This window comes from Pseudoalteromonas sp. OF5H-5, from assembly GCF_021530695.1.
Taxonomy (GTDB): domain Bacteria; phylum Pseudomonadota; class Gammaproteobacteria; order Enterobacterales; family Alteromonadaceae; genus Pseudoalteromonas.
In genome coordinates this window covers 63,286-86,765 of the sequence record NZ_JAKGBF010000013.1, presented here as the reverse complement: position 1 = coordinate 86,765, position 23,480 = coordinate 63,286, and the positions used below count along the sequence as shown (strand labels likewise).

At 43.2% G+C, this 23,480-nt stretch carries 14 protein-coding genes and 1 pseudogene; 11 read left to right on the top strand and 4 right to left on the bottom strand.

The window, feature by feature from the left end; genetic code table 11:
• Positions 1–146: 146 nt before the first annotated feature.
• From L1271_RS17965 to L1271_RS17925, 9 genes and pseudogenes are all read left to right on the top strand, one after another.
• Entirely contained in the window at positions 147–1,103 is a 957-nt protein-coding gene (locus L1271_RS17965; RefSeq protein WP_235368443.1) for an ABC transporter substrate-binding protein, read from the top strand.
• A gap of 19 nt (positions 1,104–1,122) precedes the next feature.
• The gene (locus L1271_RS17960; RefSeq protein WP_235368442.1) at positions 1,123–2,136 is read left to right on the top strand and encodes a FecCD family ABC transporter permease; all 1,014 of its coding nucleotides are present in this window, start codon (positions 1,123–1,125) and stop codon (positions 2,134–2,136) included.
• Positions 2,133–3,206 (top strand): FecCD family ABC transporter permease, encoded by a 1,074-nt coding sequence (locus L1271_RS17955; RefSeq protein ID WP_235368441.1) that lies wholly within the window; start codon positions 2,133–2,135, stop codon positions 3,204–3,206. The genes L1271_RS17960 and L1271_RS17955 overlap by 4 nt, the downstream gene beginning before the upstream one ends.
• Positions 3,207–3,214: 8 nt before the next feature.
• On the top strand, positions 3,215–4,045 hold the full coding sequence (locus L1271_RS17950; RefSeq protein WP_206471746.1) for an ABC transporter ATP-binding protein: 831 nt from the start codon (positions 3,215–3,217) through the stop codon (positions 4,043–4,045).
• 23 nt (positions 4,046–4,068) lie between these two features.
• Complete coding sequence (locus L1271_RS17945; protein WP_235368440.1) at positions 4,069–4,944, top strand: ABC transporter ATP-binding protein; 876 nt, start codon at positions 4,069–4,071, stop codon at positions 4,942–4,944.
• Positions 4,945–4,953: 9 nt separating this feature from the next.
• A complete protein-coding gene (locus tag L1271_RS17940; protein WP_235368439.1) occupies positions 4,954–8,283 on the top strand; it encodes a hypothetical protein in 3,330 nt (1,109 codons plus the stop codon).
• 269 nt (positions 8,284–8,552) lie between these two features.
• Positions 8,553–10,703 (top strand): annotated as a pseudogene (locus L1271_RS17935) (TonB-dependent receptor).
• Positions 10,704–10,799: 96 nt separating this feature from the next.
• A complete protein-coding gene (locus tag L1271_RS17930) occupies positions 10,800–11,936 on the top strand; it encodes a saccharopine dehydrogenase NADP-binding domain-containing protein (protein ID WP_235368438.1) in 1,137 nt (378 codons plus the stop codon).
• A complete protein-coding gene (locus tag L1271_RS17925; RefSeq protein WP_235368437.1) occupies positions 11,933–13,810 on the top strand; it encodes a hypothetical protein in 1,878 nt (625 codons plus the stop codon). Before L1271_RS17930 ends, L1271_RS17925 begins: the two co-directional genes overlap by 4 nt.
• Positions 13,811–13,880: 70 nt before the next feature.
• Here L1271_RS17925 and L1271_RS17920 read toward each other — a convergent pair whose 3' ends face one another.
• The gene (locus tag L1271_RS17920; protein ID WP_102058252.1) at positions 13,881–14,792 is read right to left on the bottom strand and encodes an AraC family transcriptional regulator; all 912 of its coding nucleotides are present in this window, start codon (positions 14,790–14,792) and stop codon (positions 13,881–13,883) included.
• 1,496 nt (positions 14,793–16,288) lie between these two features.
• Here L1271_RS17920 and L1271_RS17915 point away from each other — a divergent pair.
• Both L1271_RS17915 and L1271_RS17910 read left to right on the top strand, forming a co-directional pair.
• Positions 16,289–17,248, top strand: coding sequence for a DUF3137 domain-containing protein (locus tag L1271_RS17915; RefSeq protein WP_235368436.1), 960 nt, complete (start codon positions 16,289–16,291; stop codon positions 17,246–17,248).
• Positions 17,249–17,474: 226 nt separating this feature from the next.
• A complete protein-coding gene (locus L1271_RS17910) occupies positions 17,475–18,410 on the top strand; it encodes a hypothetical protein (protein WP_235368435.1) in 936 nt (311 codons plus the stop codon).
• Positions 18,411–18,679: 269 nt separating this feature from the next.
• Here L1271_RS17910 and L1271_RS17905 read toward each other — a convergent pair whose 3' ends face one another.
• The 3 genes from L1271_RS17905 to L1271_RS17895 form a co-directional block, all read right to left on the bottom strand.
• Positions 18,680–20,107 (bottom strand): alkaline phosphatase D family protein, encoded by a 1,428-nt coding sequence (locus L1271_RS17905; protein WP_235368434.1) that lies wholly within the window; start codon positions 20,105–20,107, stop codon positions 18,680–18,682.
• Between the two features lie 102 nt (positions 20,108–20,209).
• Complete coding sequence (locus L1271_RS17900) at positions 20,210–21,100, bottom strand: SMP-30/gluconolactonase/LRE family protein (RefSeq protein WP_235368433.1); 891 nt, start codon at positions 21,098–21,100, stop codon at positions 20,210–20,212.
• Between the two features lie 7 nt (positions 21,101–21,107).
• Positions 21,108–23,477, bottom strand: coding sequence for a family 20 glycosylhydrolase (locus L1271_RS17895; RefSeq protein WP_235368432.1), 2,370 nt, complete (start codon positions 23,475–23,477; stop codon positions 21,108–21,110).
• Between the last annotated feature and the right edge of the window lie 3 nt (positions 23,478–23,480).

The following is a 23,480-nucleotide window of genomic DNA, read 5'->3' as shown; positions in this document are numbered from 1 at the left end:
CTAGGAGCTGCCCCACAGCTCCTTCTTCCAGCGCTGTTAAAATTATCTCTTTTGGGGATTACAAATCCGATGTGGGTAGTGCTGGGTTTTTAAGCATTGCAAAATGTACCTATTAAACCAACTCAATTATTCGCAAGGAAACGCTAATGCGTCGCTTCATATTGCTATTTTGTGCATGTTTATCAACATTATCGTCTCTCAGCGCTAATGCTCAGTTTCCTGTCGTAGTGAAAGATGACCGCGACAAACTTGTTACTATTAACACTTCACCCAAAAAGGTCGCCGCTGTCTCCGTATTTGGTGCTGATTTACTCAGTGCTCTAGGTATGCAAGCTGCCGCGATCTCAACACTCAATCATCAGATGTCACCCTACCTCGGTGAGCAAACTAAACATATGCTAGATCTTGGTGAAATTCATGAGACGAACTTGGAAGTGTTGACTGCGCTACAACCCGATCTCACCATCGGACTGCGTACCTACACCGAGCCATTTGAAGCCAAATTTGAGGAAATCAGTCCCTTTTTAGCTTATGACTTGGTCACCAAATCCGACTCAGATCGGGCTATAATCTCTGCGGCTAAAGCGCTGGGCAAGGAAGCAGAAGGTGCTGAATTAAATCGAGTATTTGCAGAGCAGCTCAAGCATTTTGCAACTGCACCTCTAAAAGCACAATCTGTGGTGTTTTTGTGGCATTGGTCAGATGTACCTTATGCATTTTACGACCATCATTTTACCGTTGAAATGATGGCGACCCTCAAAGGTAAAAATAGCGTCGGCACCTCTCCACAGCCAGACTTAAAAAAGCTTGATTCCGCCCCGATTTCGATGGAGTCGTTGTTAAAGCTTAACCCTGATGTAATTATTTCCTTCAAAGGCGAACCTGGGCCCTTTAAATCACATCCAGTTTGGAAGCAGCTCAAAGCCGTTACCAATGGCCGCGCCTACCGAGTCGCAGACCATTACGTGATGCCTCACGGCCCAATTGCTAGAAGGCTCGTCTTACAAGAATTAGCGCATCTATTGCACCCTGACCAATTTGCCCCACCAAGCGACCTAGCTAATAAAGCACGGGCCACACCAATGCAATTTGGTCATTTATAGCAGGTAATGTAAGCACGCTATGATTAACTCAGAGAGACCTCGCTTCGCTACAACGCCCACTGGCTTATATCTAATCGGCGTATGTATGTTACTACTCAGCCTACTGCTGTCTTTAACAATCGGCGACTATCAGCTCACATTAAAAGAAGTTTGGTCAGTACTTATTAACCCGTCAAAGTCACAAGCTAGTTTTGTCGTTTGGGAGCTGAGACTACCTCGTCTAACATTGGCTATCATTGCAGGTACAACACTTGGCATAGCAGGAGCCATTATTCAGGCAGTAACACAAAATGAGCTCGCATCCCCAAGCCTCGTCGGCGTCTCTTCTGGAGCCGCATTGGCTATTGTACTGGTCCTCACTTTTACCGGTTTAAGTACCTACTTCCAATTTATAGCGGGTATATTTGGCGGTGCTTTGGCGATGTCAGTCACACTATGGCTTTCTTGGAAGCAAAAACTAGAGCCTGTGAATCTTATTCTATCTGGTTTATGCGTTTCTCTGTTTTGCGCCGCCGCAACAACTTTGCTACTAATCTCGGTAAGCACTGACACTAGAGGGTTGTTTTATTGGTTGCTTGGCAGCGTTGCAAATCGCACTTGGCAACATGTGTCGTTATTAGCTCCTATCGCATTACTCGGTCTTATTTTATGTGCACTGTTAGCCCGTCCGCTCACCGTTTTACAACTCGATAGCGATGTCGTAAACAGTATTGGGGGAAGTGTAAAACGCTGGCGTATTCAAACGCTCACCGTTGCCGTTGTGCTAACATCTGCCACCGTGGCTGTTACGGGCCCCATCGCTTTTGTGGGACTGGTTGCTCCTCACCTGTGCCGCACTTTACTGCCCAAGCACTTGGCTTTTGAATACCGCTATGTTTTATTTGGCAGCGCGCTAAGCGGTGCTGTGCTTGTCAGTCTGTCCGACTTACTGGCAAATTATCAGGAGATCCCTGTGGGTATACTATGCGTGCTGTTTGGCGGACCAAGCTTAGTTTGGCTCATCCAATCTCGCTATCAGCAGGCGTCTATATGAATCGAACAATGACTATATCCGCTTGCCGAGAAATTAAGCCTTGGCCTTTCTATGGTTTATTAATCTCACTCATCGCGCTACTTATTTGCTTATTTTTTACGGCGCTAAGTATGGGGTCTGTACCACTGTCGATGCAATCTGTTTGGCAGATACTGATTTCCTCAATACCACAAAATAGTGATTCGAATATTCTTTGGCAGCTGCGTTTACCTCGCTCATTGTTAGCCATGTTGGTTGGGATCCATTTTGCGCTGGCAGGACTAATTTTACAGGCCGTGATCCGCAATCCTCTTGCCGACCCTAGTATATTGGGAGTCAATGGTGGCGCGAGTTTAGCTATCGTACTTTGTTTACTTGTAGTGGATTATATTCAACTTCATGTATTCGGCTTCAGTGATTTCAATTTTAACTTTGCTTGGCTTCCCGCTGTAGCATTGCTCGGTGGGGTACTAGCCACGGCTTTGGTGTTGAAACTTAGTTGGCGACAGCAGCTACAGCCTAATCAATTGGCACTTAACGGAGTGGCGATAGGCGCAATATTGAATGCTTTAGTTATGTGGGCCATTTTGGCATGGGGAGGGAATCGTACAGAAACCAGTTTGATTTGGTTAGCAGGTAGCCTGTATGGCAGGGACTTTAGCCAATTGTTTTTGCTTCTTCCTTGGACATTTGTTGGCGTGCTTATTTGCTTCGCATTATTAAAGTATTTGTCGATACTGCAATTAGATAGCGATGCCGCACGAACTTTAGGGCTAAACGTCACTAGGTGGCGTTTAATTAGCTTATTGATTGCGGTAGCACTGGCGGCCAGTGCCACCGCAATCACGGGTCCACTCGGATTCGTTGGTTTAATTGTGCCACACTTTGCCAAAGTGCTACTTAACCGACTCGGCTTAGGTACCAGCCTCCCCCACCTGATGGTGGTCTGTATGTTAGCTGGGGCTTCATTAACGCTGGCGGCAGACATTGCAAGCCGAACGCTCATCTCTCCTTTGGAGATCCCCACAGGCACGCTAACCACCTTGATGGGCATTCCCATCTTGCTGTTATTGATCCGCCGCCAAAATTAGGATTTATCATGTTAAATGCAGATCAAATAACCTTACATTATCAACATAGGCCGGTGCTAAAAGACTTGTCGGTCTCTATTGCACGTCATCAGATCACCGCAATTGTCGGTCCAAATGGCAGTGGTAAGTCCACCTTACTTAAACTACTTGGCGGACTCATTCAACCGCAGCAAGGGACTATCTCTTTGGAGCAACAGCCGCTTCACCAATGGTCCCCTAAAACGCTAGCAAAGAAACTCGCATTACTTGGCCAAAGTCCACAAGCTCCAAGTGGTATGCTCGTTAAACAGCTTGTTGGTCATGGTCGGTTTCCCTATTTGGGAATGTTCAAGACATTATCGCAACATGATCAGGATGCCATTACTTGGGCGCTCAAAAAGACCAAACTTGACGCGTTGCAACATAAGCCGTTACAGCATTTATCTGGTGGTGAGCGCCAAAGAGCATGGTTAGCAATGGCCTTGGCACAGCAATCTGAAATTTTACTCCTAGACGAACCCACGACTTATCTAGACTTAGGTCATCAATTTCAGCTTTTAGAATTACTTAAGCAGTTACAAATTCATGAACACAAAACCATTGTGATGGTGCTACACGATATCAATCAAGCCAGTCAATTCAGTGACCGAATTATCGCTCTTAACAATGGCTCGATAATAGCTGATGGCACACCGCAACAAGTCGTCACAGAGCAAATCATTAAACGGCTGTTCAACATTGATGTTGCAATTGTGTCTCAGTGCTATGGCCAGATAACTAAGCCGCTGTGCTTGCCACTTGGAACAGAGGATCAATTTACCTCTAATTCAGCGGCGCCACTGCGCAGTGTCGCAATCTAAAATCAACAACAGAAGCTAATGAAATGGAATTAGAAATTCGTGACGTATCAAAAACGTATGCAAACGGTGTTCACGCACTAAAAGATATCAATTTAACCATAAGCAAGGGCATGTTCGGCCTGCTTGGTCCCAACGGAGCTGGTAAAAGCAGTATTATGCGCACCATTGCCACCCTACAAACGCCCGACAGTGGCAAAATATATTTTGATGGGCAAGATATCTTCACAAACCCTGCTGAGTTCCGTCGTCAACTGGGCTACTTGCCTCAGGATTTTGGTGTTTATGCAAATGCATCCGCCACCGATATGCTGGACTATTTCGCTCGTTTAAAGGGTATTCACAATGCCAAGGAACGAAAAAGTCGAATTAATGAATTGTTGGAGCTGGTTAACCTCACAGAGCATTGTCATAAAGCGGTAGATACATACTCAGGTGGCATGCGCCAGCGGTTTGGTATAGCGCAAGTTTTATTGACCAACCCTAAGGTCATCATTGTTGATGAACCAACCGCAGGACTAGACCCTGCAGAGCGCAACCGCTTTTATAGTATTTTGCACCAACTCACTGACAGTGCCATCGTGATCCTCTCCACACATATTGTAGGAGACGTCACCAACCTTTGTGATGATATGGGGATCCTCAACCAAGGAACTCTACTGGCACGCGGCAAGCCCGATGAGCTCGTCGCCTCAATAGAGCACCAGATTTGGCACAAATCAGTATCAAGAAATGAGTTGAAAACACTACGAGACAATTACAAAGTGATTTCGACACGTATTGTTAAAGGCAACATCCAAGCCACTATCCAAAGCGACACCGCACCCACCGCAAACTTTATTCAAAGCACTGCGGACCTAGAAGACTTTTACTTCAGCTACGTCCCTGAACTTGCGGTTTAAGGAGCATGTATGTTCACCAGTTTTTTGTTTGAGTTAAAATATCGACTACGCTCCGTAGCCACTTGGGGTTGTTTAATAGCCATGATAGCCATGGGCTACCGAGAAATGTTAGGCGGTGAATGGGATACACTCATGCAAAGTGGCAGGGTTGCACGCAACTCGCCATATGCAATCTATTACTTGTTTATGTACTACACATTTTGGGCTGCCACGGTGGGTAGCGCACTGGTAGTCCCAACATTACTCAGGGATCTTAATTCTAAAACTGCAGACTATTTATATAGTTTTGATATCAATAGCAAACACTATTTTATCGGTAAATATTTAGCGAGTTTAGCTATTGTGCTGTTAGTCATGAGCTCAGTTGTCATCGCCATGGTGACTTTACCTCTGATCTCAAGCCTCTTTGGACTCTACCCAGATAGTGATTTTATAGTAACTTCCTGGCCCCATATTTTACACGCTATACTGCTTTGGGTACTCCCAGCTTGCATTGTTTATACCGCTATTCCGTTTGCGCTCACGGCACTCACTGGACGCGCTACACCAGCTTATGCAGCGATGATGATAGCCGTTGGCTCGTTTGTCATTATCACCGCTTTGTTTGGTGACGGCGCACCACAAGCCCCTTGGCTGCAAGTTGTTGATCCATTGGGTAAGGTCACAGTTGAAGGACAAATCTTTTACTGGACGGCACAGCAAAGAATGACCCAGTTTTTGAACTTAGAGAGCGCATTACTTTACAATCGTTTGCTTTATTTAGCACTAGCATTAGCTTTGCTGGTATTTGCATGGTGGCGCTTCGATTTAACGAAATTTAGAACCAGTAACAACAAAAAAGCCTCAGCAAAACCCGTTGCAAAAGCGCAACAACACACGCACAGTTCAAGCAAACTAAATATGAACCCATTAACCTTGATAACCAATAAAGCCACAGTCTACTGGCTTAAATTCAGCGCCTACTCCGGTTATCTTCAAGCTCGCCAAATCATTACTAATAAGGCGTTTTACTTATCAATGTTGACGCTTTCGTTGATGCTGATCATCGCCGGTTTAAGCTACCGTTTGCCGGGCATGGAGGGCAGCGCAGCTATTTTGCCAAGAACGCACACGCTGCTTCCCGTGTTAATTTATCCCAGTTTGATTTTTACCATGCTTGCCGCCGCTTTTTTTATAGTTGATCAGTGCCACAAAGACCACCAGCTAAATACCGCACAGCTAGTCGCTGTGTGCCCAACGCCCGATTGGCAAGCTCCTTTAAGCCATATAATCTGCGCTGTTTTTGTTGCTGTCGTATTAATGCTAGTGCCTATTTCAGGCTTATTGGGTACACAATTTATACAAGGTTATTTTGACCCCGATTGGCAAAGTTTATTGCATTTGAGTATGCTTGTTTTGCTGCCATTAATGCTCGCTTACGTGTTTATAGCCATCATTAGTTACGGGCTATTGCAGTCTAAAGTTGCCGCACAGGTATGTGCCGTGGTGCTCTGTATTTCTCCTGCGATATTCAATGAAACTCACGCGATAGAGAACTTTATGTATTTATGGGCATGGCCATCTATTGCTCAACTTTCCGAAATTGCATCTACAGAGCAATTTATCATCAGAGATCTCAATCTTATGCTCTACTGGTTCAGTTTTTATTGTGTATTGCTAGTATTAAGTAGCTGGCTGTGGACACGAGGTGTGCTTGCACCTTTTAAAGAAAGATTAATAGCTTTACCACAAAAGGTTACACCGCGATCACTGGCTATTATGCTGTTGTCAGGCACTGTTTTTGGCTATCAAGCCTATTCAATTCATCAAGAGATGATCATTAACGGTCAATTTGAAACACAAGCCGATGGTTATGCTGTGCAAGCCGACTACGAAAACCAATACCGGCAATTCGATACACAACCGCAGCCTAAAATTCGCCACGCTGAAATTGCCATATCGCTACACCCAAATCAGCGCGCTATACAATACACGGCCAACTTAACGCTGGTTAATTCACACCAGAATGCAATCGAGCAGTTGCTACTCAACACCAACAACTATACCGCTTTTGATGAAATCTTACTTTCTGGTCAAGCGCTTTCACTGCTCGCTTTAGACAAAGCGCATCATGCCTCGGTTTGGGGCTTGAGTACGCCTCTCATTCATGAGCAACAAAGTCAGCTCAGTTTTACGGCTTCAGTCAAATATCAAGGCTATAGTAATCACGCAACTGATTACATTGGCAAAGTGACAAAAAATGCCAGCTATATTGATGCAAGTTTTTGGCCCTCCATTGGGTTCGAGAAAAACAACATCATCAAAGACAACGTGTTACGAGAGAAGTTTAACCTCGACCCGCTGGCACCAGACTTTTTCAGCCAATCACAAACACTAGACTTGTACCAACACGACGACGCCGATCTGCTCACCTATAAACTAAAAATTGACGTCCCCAACAATCAAGTAGTTGTGGCGCCGGGGGATCTGCAGAAACACCAAACACAAGGACAGCGCCACAGCTATGAATTTCAAACAATGACCGCGAGTCATTGGGATCCTGTCATTGTGAGCGCCGGATACAAAATTCACCAGTCTACATGGACAAGCGCAAAAACCGGCAAAGATATTCCCATAGAACTGTTTTACCTTAACGCCGATGAAGCCATTCTACATTCCATGACACAACGAGCAAAACATGCACTTGGACAAGGCGAAGCAATATTTGGAACCTACCCATACAACAGCTTAAAAATAGCAGCGTTACCTCAGGGTATGGGAGAACAAACGGTTAGCGCAAATTTAGTGCTTATCCCCGAAATGTCCGCTTGGCAACACAATTATCATGATCCATCCAGTTCCGACTGGTTAGAATACACCGTACACGATGCAGTTGCTCAGGTTTGGTGGCAGAATATCGCAATCGCAAACACCGCAGGTTACCCCATACTGTCTGAGGGGGTGCCAACTTGGTTTGCGCTGACCAAATCAAGATTGAGTAGCAAAGCAACACAACAACTATTGGCTAGCATTAAAAATGACTACTTATTAGCACGTACTAAAGAGTCCGGTGTGGAGAAAAACGCCTTAGCATTGACGCACCAACCATACGCCAAAAGTAAATCGCAGCTTGTTGTTTATGAAGTGTCACAGCTCATTGATAATGAGCAATTTAGCAATGTGATCAATGATACCCTAGCACATTATCGAGTGCAGAGTGCTTCACAGCCCATATCGGCACAACAGTTGTACCTGAAGCTGTTGCAAGCCGTAAATCAGCCTAACCATGAAAAACAACTAGATATATTATTTCACCAAATGACGCTACATGACGCAAAAGTGCAAAATCTATCTCTGTAAACCCCCATTACAAACGATTAGGGCTGCCACATAAGTGCCCTAATTACTATCAGCCTTGTTAACTACCTTTAAAAAAAACCGCACAGAGGGGTAATGGCCGTTTTCGGGTAGTGGCTTTCCTTGCTTATTCAGACAATAACGGGCAATAAAAACAGGGCCGACCAAATGGTCAACGCTGACGAGAAGTAAGCCTAAAAACCCATTTCTAGCGCAGCATAACTCAATGCCCAACTACTCTACTATTCGTTGTTACTAGGAGCTAATTTACTATGTTTCGTTATAAGCTGACGTCTGTGGCCAAACCTCTCTTCTCCACTTCTAAACTCAACTATCACATTTCGCGTACCTTGTTAGCAATGAGTTTAGGCGTTTTCTCTTCAGCAGTATTTGCTGATGATCAAGCCAAACATATCGACTTGGAACGAATTGAGGTTACTTCTGAAAAGCGTACCGTGAATATTATGGAAGTTGCTTCTAGCGTAACGGCTATTTTTGGACAAGAACTAGTCGACTCTGAAGCCTATTCAATCACAGATCTTGGACAAGCGATCCCGAGTGTTCACGTTTATAGCTGGGGTGGCCGAAGAGACAGTAATGTATTTATTCGTGGCATAGGCCCGGGTTTATTCACCGAACCCACCATAGGTTTTTACGTCGATGGCGTGAATTATAGTAGCAATAGTATTTTTGATTTGGACCTTGTGGATATAGAGCGTATTGAGGTCCTAAGGGGCCCTCAAGGCACACTATATGGGGGCAATTCTCTGGCTGGTGTTATTAATATCATCACCAAACAACCAGACGAAATGCCGGAGTTCAAAGGCGCCTTTTCTGCAGATAACTTTGGCTCAAAGCGGGTTAGATTAGGTGTGAATACCCCCTTGACTGCGGATAATCTATTTCTCGGCTTATCAGCTTCGGCATACAACACCGATGGACATCTTGAAAATACCTACTTAGATAAAGACTTTGGTGCACGCGACGATCTGAGTGCGAGAGCTAAACTTAGATGGATCGCGTCAGACAATCTTGAAGCCAATTTTGTGGTGGATTATGAACGTTTTCGTGGCGATTCGTATGCGATGGGACAACTTGAGCGTATCAAAGCCAACCCAGATCACATAGAACATGATTTTGAAGGAGTTGACGATCGCGATGCACTTGGGGCTTCGGTTACACTGGATTATAGCGGTGACAATGTAAACTTCATCTCGATCACAAGCTGGCGTGACTGGGATAACCTGAACACCGCGGATCAAGATACAGGCAATGACGCAGGATATCAGTTCCATAGTCACTCTGAGGACGACTTTGATCAGCTCTCCCATGAAATGCGTTGGAGCTCTAAAAATACTGAAGACTACCATTGGCTAGTCGGGTTCTATGCCTATCAATCAGATACCCAGAGTACGACAAGAAATGATCTAAACTTCTCCTCTATGTACCCAGGTAGTGGACCCATGGTTGATCGTTCGATTATCGGGAAAGATGACCAAGCTTGGGCGGTATTTGGCCAGGTTGACTACGCAATCACTCAGGATATTACCGTCATTGCAGGGTTACGCTACCATAAAGAACAGCGAGAAGCCGATATTAACATCGACTCTCAGTCCACTGGAGTAACCTCGCAACACGGTGGCAAGGAAGAATTCAGCGAAGTTCTACCCAAATTAGCCCTCTCTTATCAAACTGCCAATAATGACCTTGTTTACGCGTCTTGAAGTAAAGGTTACCGAGCAGGAGGATTTGACACTTTATATCCCAACTTAAGCAAGCCTAGCTTTGAGCCTGAATACAGTAATAACTATGAAATCGCCTATAAAGCACTAGCGCTAGAAAACCAACTGAGCTTTTCAATCACTGCATTTTACGTTTCTTTAGACGACCAACAAGTGCAACAGATGTTAGAAAACACAACCATTATCACTGATAACGCTGGCGAAAGTACCAGCCGGGGTGTTGAATTTGAGTCGCGCTACCAGCCTCACCCGGATTGGACCATTGGCTTCTCAAGTAGTTATGTTGACGCCACTTATAGCGAGTATGAAAGTGTGAACTTTGCAACTGGTGCAATAGAAGATTATTCCGATAATCGTTTACCAAACACGCCTAAGATCAGTGCCAACCTGTCCATTAGCAATCGTACAGAACTCAACAGCGACTTCACCTTATTCACACAGTTAGAAAACATTTATATGGGCGATCACTACTTTGATGCAGGTAACCAAATGAAGCAATCTGCATATCACCTTTTAAATGCCAAAGTAGGACTTGAAAGCGAAAGCTGGTACGCGCACTTATGGGTGAAGAATGCGCTTGATGAATATTACTCAAAAGTTGAATTTAACTTTGGTTTCGGTGTTACGGCAGAAGCAGGAAACCCGAGAACCATAGGCCTCACTGTAGGTACTAATTTCTAAACCAATGACGAGTGGAAAGTGGCGCACGCACTAAGCGCCACCGTGACGTTGTATAAATAATATCAATGCGTTGATACGCTTATTAAGGGAGTTACCATGCAAGCTCAATCCGTGTTATTGCTCGGTGGTACAGGTCAAGTAGGCTTAAAAGCAGCTGAGTATTTACTTGAGCATACACAAGCCGCACTTACGTTTGCTTCACGTAGAAAAGCCTCATTACCCAGTGCAATTTCGCAACATCAAGACCGAATAAATACAGTACAACTTGATGTCCAAAACACCGACGATTTAAAAACTCAGTTAAAGAATACAGATCTGGTCGTCGCCTGTGTTGGCCCCTCAGGCATTATTGGCGATCAAATAGTATTGGCCTGTAAAGAGTTAGGCGTACCAATTATTGATGCTGGTGGCTACGATCCAGTGTACGCGTCTCTCCACGAGCATGAAAAGAAGCACAGTAGTGAAGTACCGCTCATCATCAACGTCGGTTTGCTACCGGGCTTATCAGGCGTATTCCCCGCCTATCTTATTCAACAATGTAGCCGTGGAGCGGACATCAAATCCTTAGAAGTGCAATACGTTGGCCGAGACGCTTGGAGCTACAATTCGGCATGGGACATTATAAATGGGTTAGGAGACTTTGGTCACGAACGTGGCTTTTGCTACTTGGAAAACCAGCAAGTTAAACGTGAAAAGTTCTCAAAAGCTGGTACTAAAGCACACTTTCCTGCTCCCATAGGCACCGCATCTACTATGTTGATTTATGCAGAAGAAATTGTGCAACTCGCCAACGAACATGACATACAAACAGCTAAAGTCTACGGTGCTAATCTAGGGCCCCGCGCTATGTTTGTTTGCATGATTGCCAAGATATTCAAGATGTACAAAAACCATAAAACTATCGCTCGTGCGGCGCGATGGTTATGTAAGGCCTCAGCTAAAGATATGCGTAAGCTCGACCCAATTTACGCCGTCGATGCCCAAATTAAATGTGCTGACAACCGCGTACACCATGGCCAAATCATTCTAGAAGATACCTATCAGGCTACAGGCTTTATCATCGGCATAACGGCTAAGCAATTATTAAACAATCAAATCACCAAAACAGGTCCAATGATGCTACATGAAGCTGTTGATGCCAATCATTTTATAAAAGATCTCGAACAAGCAGGTGTCGTTGCAGGGCTTATTCTTTCTAAATCAGACAACAACACCAAACAGGAGGCTGCATGAGTAAAAATATCATCGTCTTGGGAGGTACAGGTGAGTCGGGCAGGCGCATTATCAACTTACTCAGTGAACGCCTCTCAGATTTAAAAATAAGCTGTGCGGCACGGCGAACACCAAAAGCGGGCATATTGCCAGAGCATATTAACTTTGTTCCTTTTGATATAAATGACAAAGCCAAAAGCATTGAAACACTCAAAAAGTTCGACTTAGCTGTGATTGCTTTAGGTCCAATGGATAAATTTGCCCTACAGGCGCATCAACTGTGCTTGAACGCGAATATAGATGCCCTCGACATTAATGACAGCCTACAGGCTGCAGATCAAATACACGCACTGAATACTGAGGCCCAATCAAAACAACGTTTGCTACTCACAGGTATGGGCTTCTCCCCTGGTATTTCAACATTACTGTTAACTGAGCTTGCGCATAAAAAAGCATCTGCAACGGGCTATTATCAATGTCGTTTGTATATGGGCGCAGCCTATGGTGGCGGCGAGACCAGTCCACAAGCGATTTTAGCAAGCTTTACCAATCACTTAACCTGCTGGCGAGAAGGGACTCGCAAGCAGGTTGAGACGCCTTGGCAGGACACACAACACCAGTTTGCTTTTCCAGCATTGAAAAAGCCAGCCGACCTAATTCCATTTGCAACACCTGAAGTCGCTGGGCTTGGTTGTGAGTATGTTGCTGAAGACCTAGACATAAAGCACCTAGATAGTCGTTATCACATCCAACACCTAACGCTTGGATTTGCAAAGTTTATGAGTAAATATCGCTTAGGCGAACGTAAAAATACATTTTTCTCCAAGATGTTTTTTAACAATGGGCAAAAGCTCAAAACCAAAAAAGAGTCAGATCCCGATACTTGTTTATGGGTTTACCCAGACAATAATCCGCAATCAGGGCTAATGTTACACGGGGTTATTTCTTCTTATGAACTAACCGCCAAGATGGCATGTGTTGTGGTTGAGTGTTGGCTAAACAATGTGTTCTTTGACAGCTATGGCGTCAAAGCCGTAGAGCATTTGTCTTATAAAACGCGCCAAAAGCTACTGCAAACATTGGCTTTATATGGTGTCACGGCAAAACCTGCAAACACCCAGAACACACATCGAGCAGATCAAGAGTTTGGCTGGGTAGACAGCGTATCATCAGACATCAATAGTCTCAGAAATTTGGGGTTAAATTGGTATACAGTAACAAAGCAACATCCAAAAATGGCAAAAAGGCAACAAGAATATCTCTATAAATCAGAGATATGGCGAGCACTTAAAGAGGCCACCAGTAGGTATAGCTTTGCAAAGTTTGTAATTTCTACGCTGTTAGCATGGCGTCGAGATAATAAAGGCTTACAGCACTGGCGCGATAGACACCAAGGAGAATATACCGAAATCTGGAAGTCCATCACTAAAGATATGAGTATGTTTAGCTCAGGTTATGGCAACGCGAGGAAACTACTAGGACAGGATAAAGCCTACCGATTATATCGTGACATGTTTCTAGAGACAGGCAAAATGGAAATGCGCTGGCTATGGCCTAATCCTGAATCCTTTAATATATTCGAAAACAAAGAGAATGTGATTTTAGAGTACTGGCTCACTTGGCTTAGAAACTACGCCAAACTTGGCCTATTTACACTAAGCGAATCAAAGGCTGACTCCACAACGATTTGCATTTCTATCACCGACTGTGCGTATGCTGCTATGTTTAAAGAGCTCGGTTGCCCTGAGCTTGCAGACATGGTGAGAGAAATGGAGCAAGAAGCACTAGTCTTTTTAGCCAGTCAGAGTAATTTGAACATAACTTGGAACTTTAAAGGTGAAGGTGTTGTTGACATCACTTTGAGTAAAACGCTAACGCTTCAGGCCGTTGGTTAACAGAAAAAGACGACGGAGAATGGATTTATGTGTTGCGGGCAAAGCCCGCAGGGCACACACTCAAAAATGATTAACCACAAACAATACTGGGAGCGAGGTTCAGTCTCGCTTCTTTAGGCAACACCCCAAATTGTTTTCTAAAAGCCACGCTAAAATGACTTACATTGCTATAACCCAGCGAGACGGCTGTTTCGGTTACATTATTGTCTTTTAATAGGTTCATTGCTTTGTGCATTCTTTCTTCTTGGAAACAACCATAAACCGTATTGTTAAATAGCACCTTGAAGCCTTTTTTTAGCTTACACTGGTTTAATCCAACCACCTTAGCCACATCTGAAATGGTAGGTGGGCAACTAAGATCGGATAATAGAAAATCTCTTGCTGCAATAAGCTGCTTTTTCTCTCGAAGCGGGAGTTGGTTGCTCGTGTCAACTGATTTCAGTGCAGTGAGATGCCAATATAGATAGTCTAACGTAGCGGAATGCAGCAGCAGAGGGTTGGCTTCTTGATCTTTTATCAACTTATGAATACGGTTCGCACATGTGCTGACTTTTCTACTGGGGCCACTTTGCTTCACAAAGAATGACATACTTTTCCCTAGATCTACCCCACTGAGCTCTTCACCAGCAAGCTCATTAAGCACTTCGGGTTTTATCATGATCTCTAAGTTACTAAAATCATTACTATGGTAAGCACAGAAATTCTCCCCACCCGAAAAACCAATATTGAAGTCTCCGCACTCACATTGTAACAGCGTATTACCGACCGTCGCTTCAAACTTCCCCGCAAGAACATTGTTAATGTGAATATATTGGTCATCGCCAGGAAATATATGTTTAGTATCTGCCGCCCCCAAATCCTGCGCTGAAGATAGGCTCACAGAAAGCCCTGGCATCAACTGCACAAAATTCTGCCCAACCACATTATCAATATGCTGCTGTTTATTCGCTGTACTTATTTCAATGTCACTACACATAGTCATTTTTAACCCCCCTTCCAATCCCCGTATCACTCAGGCATCTGTAGCTAATACTTCCTTTAGAGAAACATGTAAGTTACCGAGAACAGCCGGATGTTTCACCATATCAACAAGTCAGATAAGAATGAATTTCACTTTTAGTTATTCAGTCGTATATAGCTATCTATTACATCACCCATTATTAACCGCATCAGAACAACAAAATATTAACAAATGAAAAACGATAAAAACAAATTCTGAGTTATGTTTCCTAAGAAGTTAACACTAATAAAAATCATTCTCAATAAGAAATTCCAAAAAATACAATTTTCAACCAGAGATTTGCATAAGGAAAGAGTTAGAGCATTCCTTATTTTACTAGAGAGTTTTAGGGATAGTTTCGCTCTCGTGTCCTGCCAAAGTCTAGGTACCAAATCGGAGGTGTTATACCAATTTCAGCTGTTGGCGCCGAAACAGGCTGCTATAAATGAGTTAGTTATCCATAGTCACGACTACCCAAACTAAAAGACTGTATGCACCTGTATAATAAGCGGTAATTTGACTGCCAGCCTTGATAAGTAACCTGAACTCGGGATAACAATATGTTTTCTAGCAGCTGTTATCCCTTTCTACTGCGTTAAATTTGTTGCAATAGGCCAGAGGTTAAATAAGTCGTGTATCTAAGCCAAGGTGGGATGCTGTGCATTGTTTTAGTAATAGCCTACTGGCATTTGAGCGACACTATCGCCTTGAGTGTTGACTACAACCATTAGTTTGTTTCAAAAGTAGTATTAGTAACATCGCGGTATTTGTCAGTTATCATTTTTAATCTTATCCAATTTATATAAATAAACTAAAAGCCCGACGCATCTAAAGTTATGCGGGTTTTTAATATTTCCTTATGAAATTTTGGCCCTTTACCATGACGCTTCTATAAGGTGTAGATTGACCATAGAGTGTTTTTAACAACAATAGGCAAGGAAAATAACGACCTTAGAACCATATGCCAATGTGAGATGATGACTTTTTCAGATACTTTTGTGATCATAGATTTCGCTGCCTGTGTCGAAGTGCCAAATCAAACCTCACTTGACCATTGATAATAATAAAAAGGGATTAAGCATCCAGAAAAATTTGCGTCATTCATCTTGATACCGTCCCATTTCCTATCGCGAACAAGCCATTAAAAGCAACGGGGAATCCCGAGGTTTTATTGACGAGACGATAGTAAACAACACTCAGGTATTCGGATACTCAATTTATGTTCGGCATGGGTTTGAGTTAAATAGGCCAAAGCTTGCGTACGAACTGGTTTATGCCCTGCAAGTCGAGTGTCGTGACCAAAACACACTCAGAAGAATAAAAATCAAACAGCAAAGGTCAAAACGCCCTAGTGAAAGACGTCACGTAAAAAGTTGAACTCGCCTTTTATTATATTCACCACTCTTATCACTTACTTTATAAAGTATTACAAGGTACAATTTTTTCTCAATCTCCATTGCGACTTACAAGGAAAAGTTATGCCATTATTAGAACAGAGGTCTCTGCATCATATTGATCCACGCCTAGCTGGCGTTGAGATGCAGTTAAAAGAGGCCTATTACAATTTAGATAAAACCACATCCAGCTTTGATAGCGATCTTGACAATAAATTGAAGTCGTTTAAGCACTATAAATGGTGGGCGGTTGGTATTGCAATCCCCCTACTATTTTTTGCGCCTTTTCTCTTAATCTCAATAATTCCTATTTACTTTTTGTTAAAACATTCTCTTAAGTCTTTCACTAAGGGTGTGTTAACTAGAGCTTATATGATGGCGCCAATTGCTTCAGCACTTAACTTAGAATATTCAGTCGGCGGTAATTTACTTATCTGCGAGGAAGCTATCAGTGCAGGTATATTAGCCAAAGGAGGCCGAGCTGTGGCTGAAGATGGATTTAACGGCGAAGTAAATGGCATTCCCTTTTACTTTACTGAAGTGCATATACGCACGCATCACCAGAACAATGACAGCAAACGTTTGTTTAATGGTGCAGTTATAAAACTGAGTATGCCTGAACCTGTAGATACTCCAATCGTAGTGTTACAAGATGCGGGGCTTTGGAACATGCTGATAAATCGACGTCAATCTTTAAAAGGATTACAGCGAGTTAAATTTGAACAAAAAGACTTTGAAAAAGAGTATCAAGTCTATGCTAAAGATGAAGAAACCTGCCGCGAAGTACTCACGCCAGAATATATGGCGCAATTGTCGCAAGTCAAAACGTTCTTCTCATCCAGTCACCTACCAAAAGGGTTAAAAATCCCCGAAGTAAAAGCCCAAATGTTTATAGAAGGTAGCGATATACTGATCTCTCTTGACTATGGAGCCAACCTATTTAGCCCTAAAAAGCTACAAAAAGAATACGATCCCAGCTGGGCCGAAGACATAGCCAAACAATTCTTACTGATTGAAAACCTAGCAAAAAGTCTGGTGCACTAGCGCTGGACTTAGGTAGCTTGTGGTTGAAAGTGCAATAATCTGACGACAAACACAATGGCTGTTATAACCATTACAAAAAAGGCCCTGAGGCCCTTAAACCAACTTAGCTTTTTTAGACACGGAGTTAGTTCAAAGATGATACAGTGTTCGCTGTTCAAAATAATAATGTAAAGCGCTAACCCCCTGCGACTGTGAGCAGGTTTATCAAGTGCCTAAGGAGAACAGGATGAATTTTATAAAGCCCGCCACCTCTTTGCTTTTTGCAGTCATCATGCTCACCAATGATGTCCATGCTAATGAAGCCTTTCCTAGGCTAAAAGGACCTTGGCTCGGTCAGACACCACCAGGCTCAACCGCACAGCTCTTTGCTCCTAATATCATCTCCATTAATGGTCGTTATGAATTCGGCGTGTCGTTCTCTCCAGACCTTACAGAAGTGTATTTTACTGCCTTTAAAGAGCAAGAAACTGTAGACTCAAGCCCACAAATCATGTATTCAAAGGTAGAAAATGGACAGTGGACTCAACCTCAAACCGCAGATTTCACCCGTGGAAGAATGAGTTATGAACTGGTTCCCCACGTTAGCTTAAACGACAACCGGATTTACTTTACTGCGCGTTCAGATGACCCCAAGGAGTCTGGAATTTGGTACGTTACCCGTAGCAAAAATGGCTGGAGTGAAGCCAAAAGATTCGATTCGGCAATAAATACGGGTAAGTTTTCAGACTTCAACCAAAGCGCAAATGGCGAACCTGTTTTCTCCAATATGTCAGAACGCAAAATGTATACCGCTGAAAATAAAAACGGCGCGTTTACGACTCCCAAAGCCATTGACATTGACTTTGGATTTCATGGCTTTATTTCGCCCGCTAACGATTACCTATTGGTTAATAGTCGTCACAGAGGCGATGATAGTAGAAAAGACAACGACCTATATGTCTATTTTAAGGAGCATGATGGCACTTGGTCTAGTCCTATTAATTTAGGTGAAGGGGTTAATACCCGTTACTCAGAAACCGTTCCAAGAATTACACCCGATGGTAAATACCTGTTTTTTGGCAGATATAATGAACCCGGTGATGTATCAAACATTTATTGGGTAAGCACCGAAGTCATTACCAAGCTAAAAGATACTTATTTTGCAGGAAAGTCGACTAAATAACCTGAACTCGGGATAACTTCTGGCTAGAGTGATATTACACTTTTAAACTTTGGTATTTTGGTAGCTTAACTAACTTCTTTCCCGAATTCAGATTAAATAGCTTTAAAGCAGCGCAATTGTATGATTCCTTTTGACTTTAAGATAAAACTCGGCATGACACAATGCGGAAAATATAAGATAAAATTGCGACACAGCAAAAATATCATCATGTACCCTCCACAAGATTTTGGAGGGCATCTGGACTATACCTTCTTAAAACACTACAGATATCACTCAAGGGGAAACACATTACTAATGATCACGTTTCCCTTAGTATCTCTTATTTCGAATATAAGCGCGGACTCTTTAACTTCAACATAAGCGACACCATTGCTCGCATAAAAGTCGTATTCTGTTGTCGATAATGGTTCTGATATCGAGTATCTACTGGCTCCATATATGGCTTTGCTAAACCTAACATCATCTTTAAACCAACGAATAGAGTTAATTATAAAGCTAGTTGGCCAGAATAATGAGCCAGAAACTAATTGATGGATTGAAGTGGGCTTTCCTTCATAGTTAAGCCGACAAGCGAAGTGAGAGTGAACATCTCCAGATAAAAAGAACACATTTGTAATATTTTTCTTCGTCATGTGATCTAAAATTCTTTTCCGTTGCTCTGCAGCTTTTTTCCAATTATCCGCCGCGTCTGCATTGGAATAATTATCAGCCAAAAAAGTGACAGAAGTCCCTATTAGCTTAACTTTATAATGAGAGTTAAGAAAATCCAATAGGGCATTTTCTTGAGCTCTTGATATAAGCCCTTGAGAGCTTCGCTCTTTGCGAGAGTCCATTAAAAATAGACCAATGCTGCCAAAATCTACCGCTGCATAATGGCGAATAGGTACTTGATTGTGCTCCTGCCCTTTAACGTAAGAGACCCCCGGCACATCACTTGGTATAACATCAAAAATTGGCCCATGTGACGCCTGATAAGAATAGAAAGCATTAATGCTGTTAATGAGCCTATCTTTATCTTTAGTCAACCAGTTGACTTTAGTATCTTGGTAGTCAATAGCTCCGTGTTTAAAACTATCTTCTACTTCGTGATCATCCATAACCATGTAATTAGGCATGGCACATAAGATATCTTTAACATATTGATTATCAAAAAACTTACGATAAAGTCGCTTAAAGTCCTTGGTACTTGAGTTATTTATTGTTAAACCTAGATACATGTCGTTATATACTTGATCCCCTAACCAAAGCATCATATCCAACGGCTTTTCTTCATTAAAGGCTTTCACTACTCTAAGCGCTTTTCCAAAACGTTCATCACCGTTATTTCTAAGACACGAACCAAAGCAAAACCGGAATCCCTCTCTACCTAGAGTTGAGAAAGAATATTCAGGTAAATCAGCCCAATTAGACTCACTTTCAATGCGCTGTTCAGAAAAGGTTGGATTATAACCGACTTGATAACAATAAGTAGTATTTGGCCTTAAACCGGTAAGCTCTATCACTCCCGTATAAAAAAAGTTTTGATTAAACCTGAACTGCTTTGGCTGCTCCCAATCTCCATCTGCCGGTTTTATCCTAATCCACCCGCAATTAGGTTTAGCGTCCTTTCCCGCAGACTGAATACCACACATAACTCGAACCGTTTGCTCTGTAGTAACACCAATAACAGGACCTACTTTAGGGTTTAGCAATGACATAATGTAACTCCTTGTAACTTTAATGATGTAATTAAAGTATCAAAAAGCTCATATTTCAAATTTATGATTTGATATTTATACTTCTCGAAGTATAAATATCAATTAAACACCATTAGGTAATTCTACCATCTCGATAGCGCCGCGTTTTTGCATGGTAATAAATAAGCGTTTACCTTCCTCGCCGCCAAAAGCCACATTGGTCGGGTACTTGCCTTTCAGTTTAATTTCTTTAATTAGCTTGCCCTGAGGTGAAACCACAGCGACCACACCAGCGCCATAACGGGCGATATAAAGATTGCCTTGGTTGTCCGTGCGCATACCATCTAAGCCAAAATCGGTAAACGAGATAAATAATTGTTTGTTACTAATATTGCCTTGTTCGTCTAACTCATAGCGCCATACTTTACGCTGCACGCTTTCATTCACATAAAGTGTTTTATTGTCAGGGCTAACTTCAATGCCATTGGTGGTGCCCATATCCGCTTCTAATAGGGTTACTGCTCCGTTTGTATTTATACGCCAAAGTTTACCGCTACTGGCTTGCCAATTAGGATCGCTGGCGAAAAGAATTCCGTTGTCCATGATCGCAAGGTCATTAGGTTGATCCATGCGATTATCGTGAGCAAATACCGACACGGATTGTGACAAATCACCACCTTGTGCAAGAGCTGCTTTGGTGGCTTTGAGCACGTTATGATTGACGTAATCGGCTATATACATATTTCCTTGCTTATCAAAGCGAATACCGTTACCAATAGAGCCATTTTTTAACGTCAGCAGGGTTACCACTCTGCCTTGCGCAGTCACTTTACCAATAGTGCCTTGCTGTTGATGGTTAACCGCATATAACACGCCCGCAGCATCCACCGCAGGTCCCTCAATACCTTGCGTGAAAACCCCATCCGTTATCCAATCTTGTGTATCTACAACCGTGTTGGCAGCTACATAACCACTGCTCTGTAGCAAAAATAAACTGAATATGACTTTTCTCATGACTTTCCTATTTACAATGAAGGTAAAGCGCTCGAACTGGATATATTCCAGTTATGACCACTTCATCCGTTAAATTTTGCAGCGCTAACAGCTTGCTATCTAGGTGCGGAGCCTGTAAAGCCCCTTTACAAACCTCAAGCACTTGCTGACTCAATGCAATAAACTGCGTCATCGTTAACGCCGTTAAGTGTGCTTCTGTAAGTTTTGGACTTTGCTGTAACAGTGTTAACGCCTCAAGCCCCGCTTGCCAACGTTGCAATATCGCGCCAATGTGCGCTAACGCAGTGTTATCACCAGCGATATAGCTTGCGACTCGCTCCTCAAGTAGCCTCACCTGACGGCTTTCAACCGCAACATAGTCGACAAATTTATCAAGCGCTGCAAACTGGTGATACTCGTCGTTTAAGAACTTAATATGGTGACGCGTGTAATAGTGACTTGGCTCTACAAGCTCTGCAAGATGAGTGAGTAATTCAAGCGTAGCCTTGCGCTTTGGCTCATCCAAGGTTGTGCTGATAAGCCTATTAAAACCCGCTTGTTGCTGCGTTTTATGACCTAAGCCAATGACGTTATGTGCAAAATCGCTAATATGATCCAACCGCGCATACATCTGCTTGCTATCCGTAAGCGTTTTAGCAGACCATAAGCGCTCGGCAATCACAAAAAGTCGCGGCCATATTCTGATATCAAGATTATGTTCGGTGACCATTTCGCTCCAAATGGTCGCCTCACCACCTAAAATACGTGCACCATTTTCTTGGCTTAACGGTGTTGAAACCTCGACTGGTTGTGGCTTTTCAAGCGCCTCAAGTGTGAGCGGATAACGGCTATTACCAATCATTACCGCGCCTTGTTGCTGCGCTGTATTAAACTCAAACTGTAACGGTCCCATCCAACTATCCATGGCTGCGGTAAATTGCTGAGTCTTGCTGGTAATTGGCTTATCTGTTTGTGCTAGCTGATGGCGGTTGTTATTAAGCTTTATAAGCACTTGTTCGCCCAACACCACAAGCTCGCCTTTGACTGCGCTGCCTTTTAGGCGTGGGATCGTAAAGGCTAAGCTTAATACTCGCGGTTGAGTGAGATCCACTGTCGGTAGCACCGGATGTGGGTCGTTACGGTAATGAAATGATGAATACTGCGGCTGATCAATATAAAACCCGGTTGATAAAATGCCTTGATAACCTGCTTCTGCAATTGCAGTTAACGAATCATGACCACGCCAAGACTGCACGACAGTATCCGTAGGCAACGCCGGATGAAAAATTTCATCCCACCCCATCATCACACATTGATGCTTAGCAATAAGCTTTTGTACGCGAATATTAAAGTAGTTTTGCAGGTCGTGACCGTCTTTCAACGCATGTTTTGCCATTAGCCCCTGTATTTCAGGGCTTTCCAACCAATGCTCAGGCTCTACCTCGTCCCCCCCAATATGCAGGTAGCCGTCTGGAAATAAACTCGTCATCTCAGCCAGTAAATCGTCGATAAAGGCATACACATCAGGACTTGCGATATTGAGCAGTGGCTTAAACACTCCCCAATGGCGCTCCATCTCATAAGGTTGCGATTTAGTCATCAGCTCTGGGTAAGCGACGGCAATCGCGCTTGCATGCCCCGGCATACCAAATTCAGGCACCACGCGGATCCCTAAAAGGCTTGCATACTCAATCACTTCTTTCACTTCTGATTGACGATAATACAATCCGTCTGAAGCCAGTTGAGTCAGCTTAGGAAACACCTTACTTTCCATTCGCCAGCCTTGGTCATCAGTTAAGTGCCAGTGCAAAACGTTTAGCTTTGCCGCGGCCATGCCATCGAGTTGGCGCTTTATTGTCGCAATTGGCATAAAGTGGCGAACACTATCAATAAGTAGCCCACGCCAAGGGAAGCGAGGACTATCGCTGATCGTTGTATAGGGGAGTATGAATTGCCTCGATGTATTACTCTGGGCCAATTGTAATAGGCTAGCAAGACCATGCTGCGCGCCGAAAACGGAGGTTGCGCTAAGCACTATTCCATCCTCTTCAATATGAAGCTGGTAGTCTTCTGGCATATTCAGCTGAGGAAACTGTAACTCGGTTTCGATATTTTCTACGCGAATGGTTAAGTCCGCTTTGCCACCTTTTACTACCCGTAAAAGAATAGGTTTTCCAGTAATGCGCTCAATGTATTGCTGCATTCTGGCGAGCAGAAATGCCTGCCTCTGCGCACTAAAGCCGTGTATCGCAACCTTGATTTCGTTATCAAATACTAGCGAGCCTTCGGTCATACTCACTTGTTGCGGCATGGGCATAAGCGACAGTGGCGTTGCTTTTGCAGTTAAAATCGGCAACAACACGGTGAATAAAAAAAGACTAAAATACATTCTCATCATTAC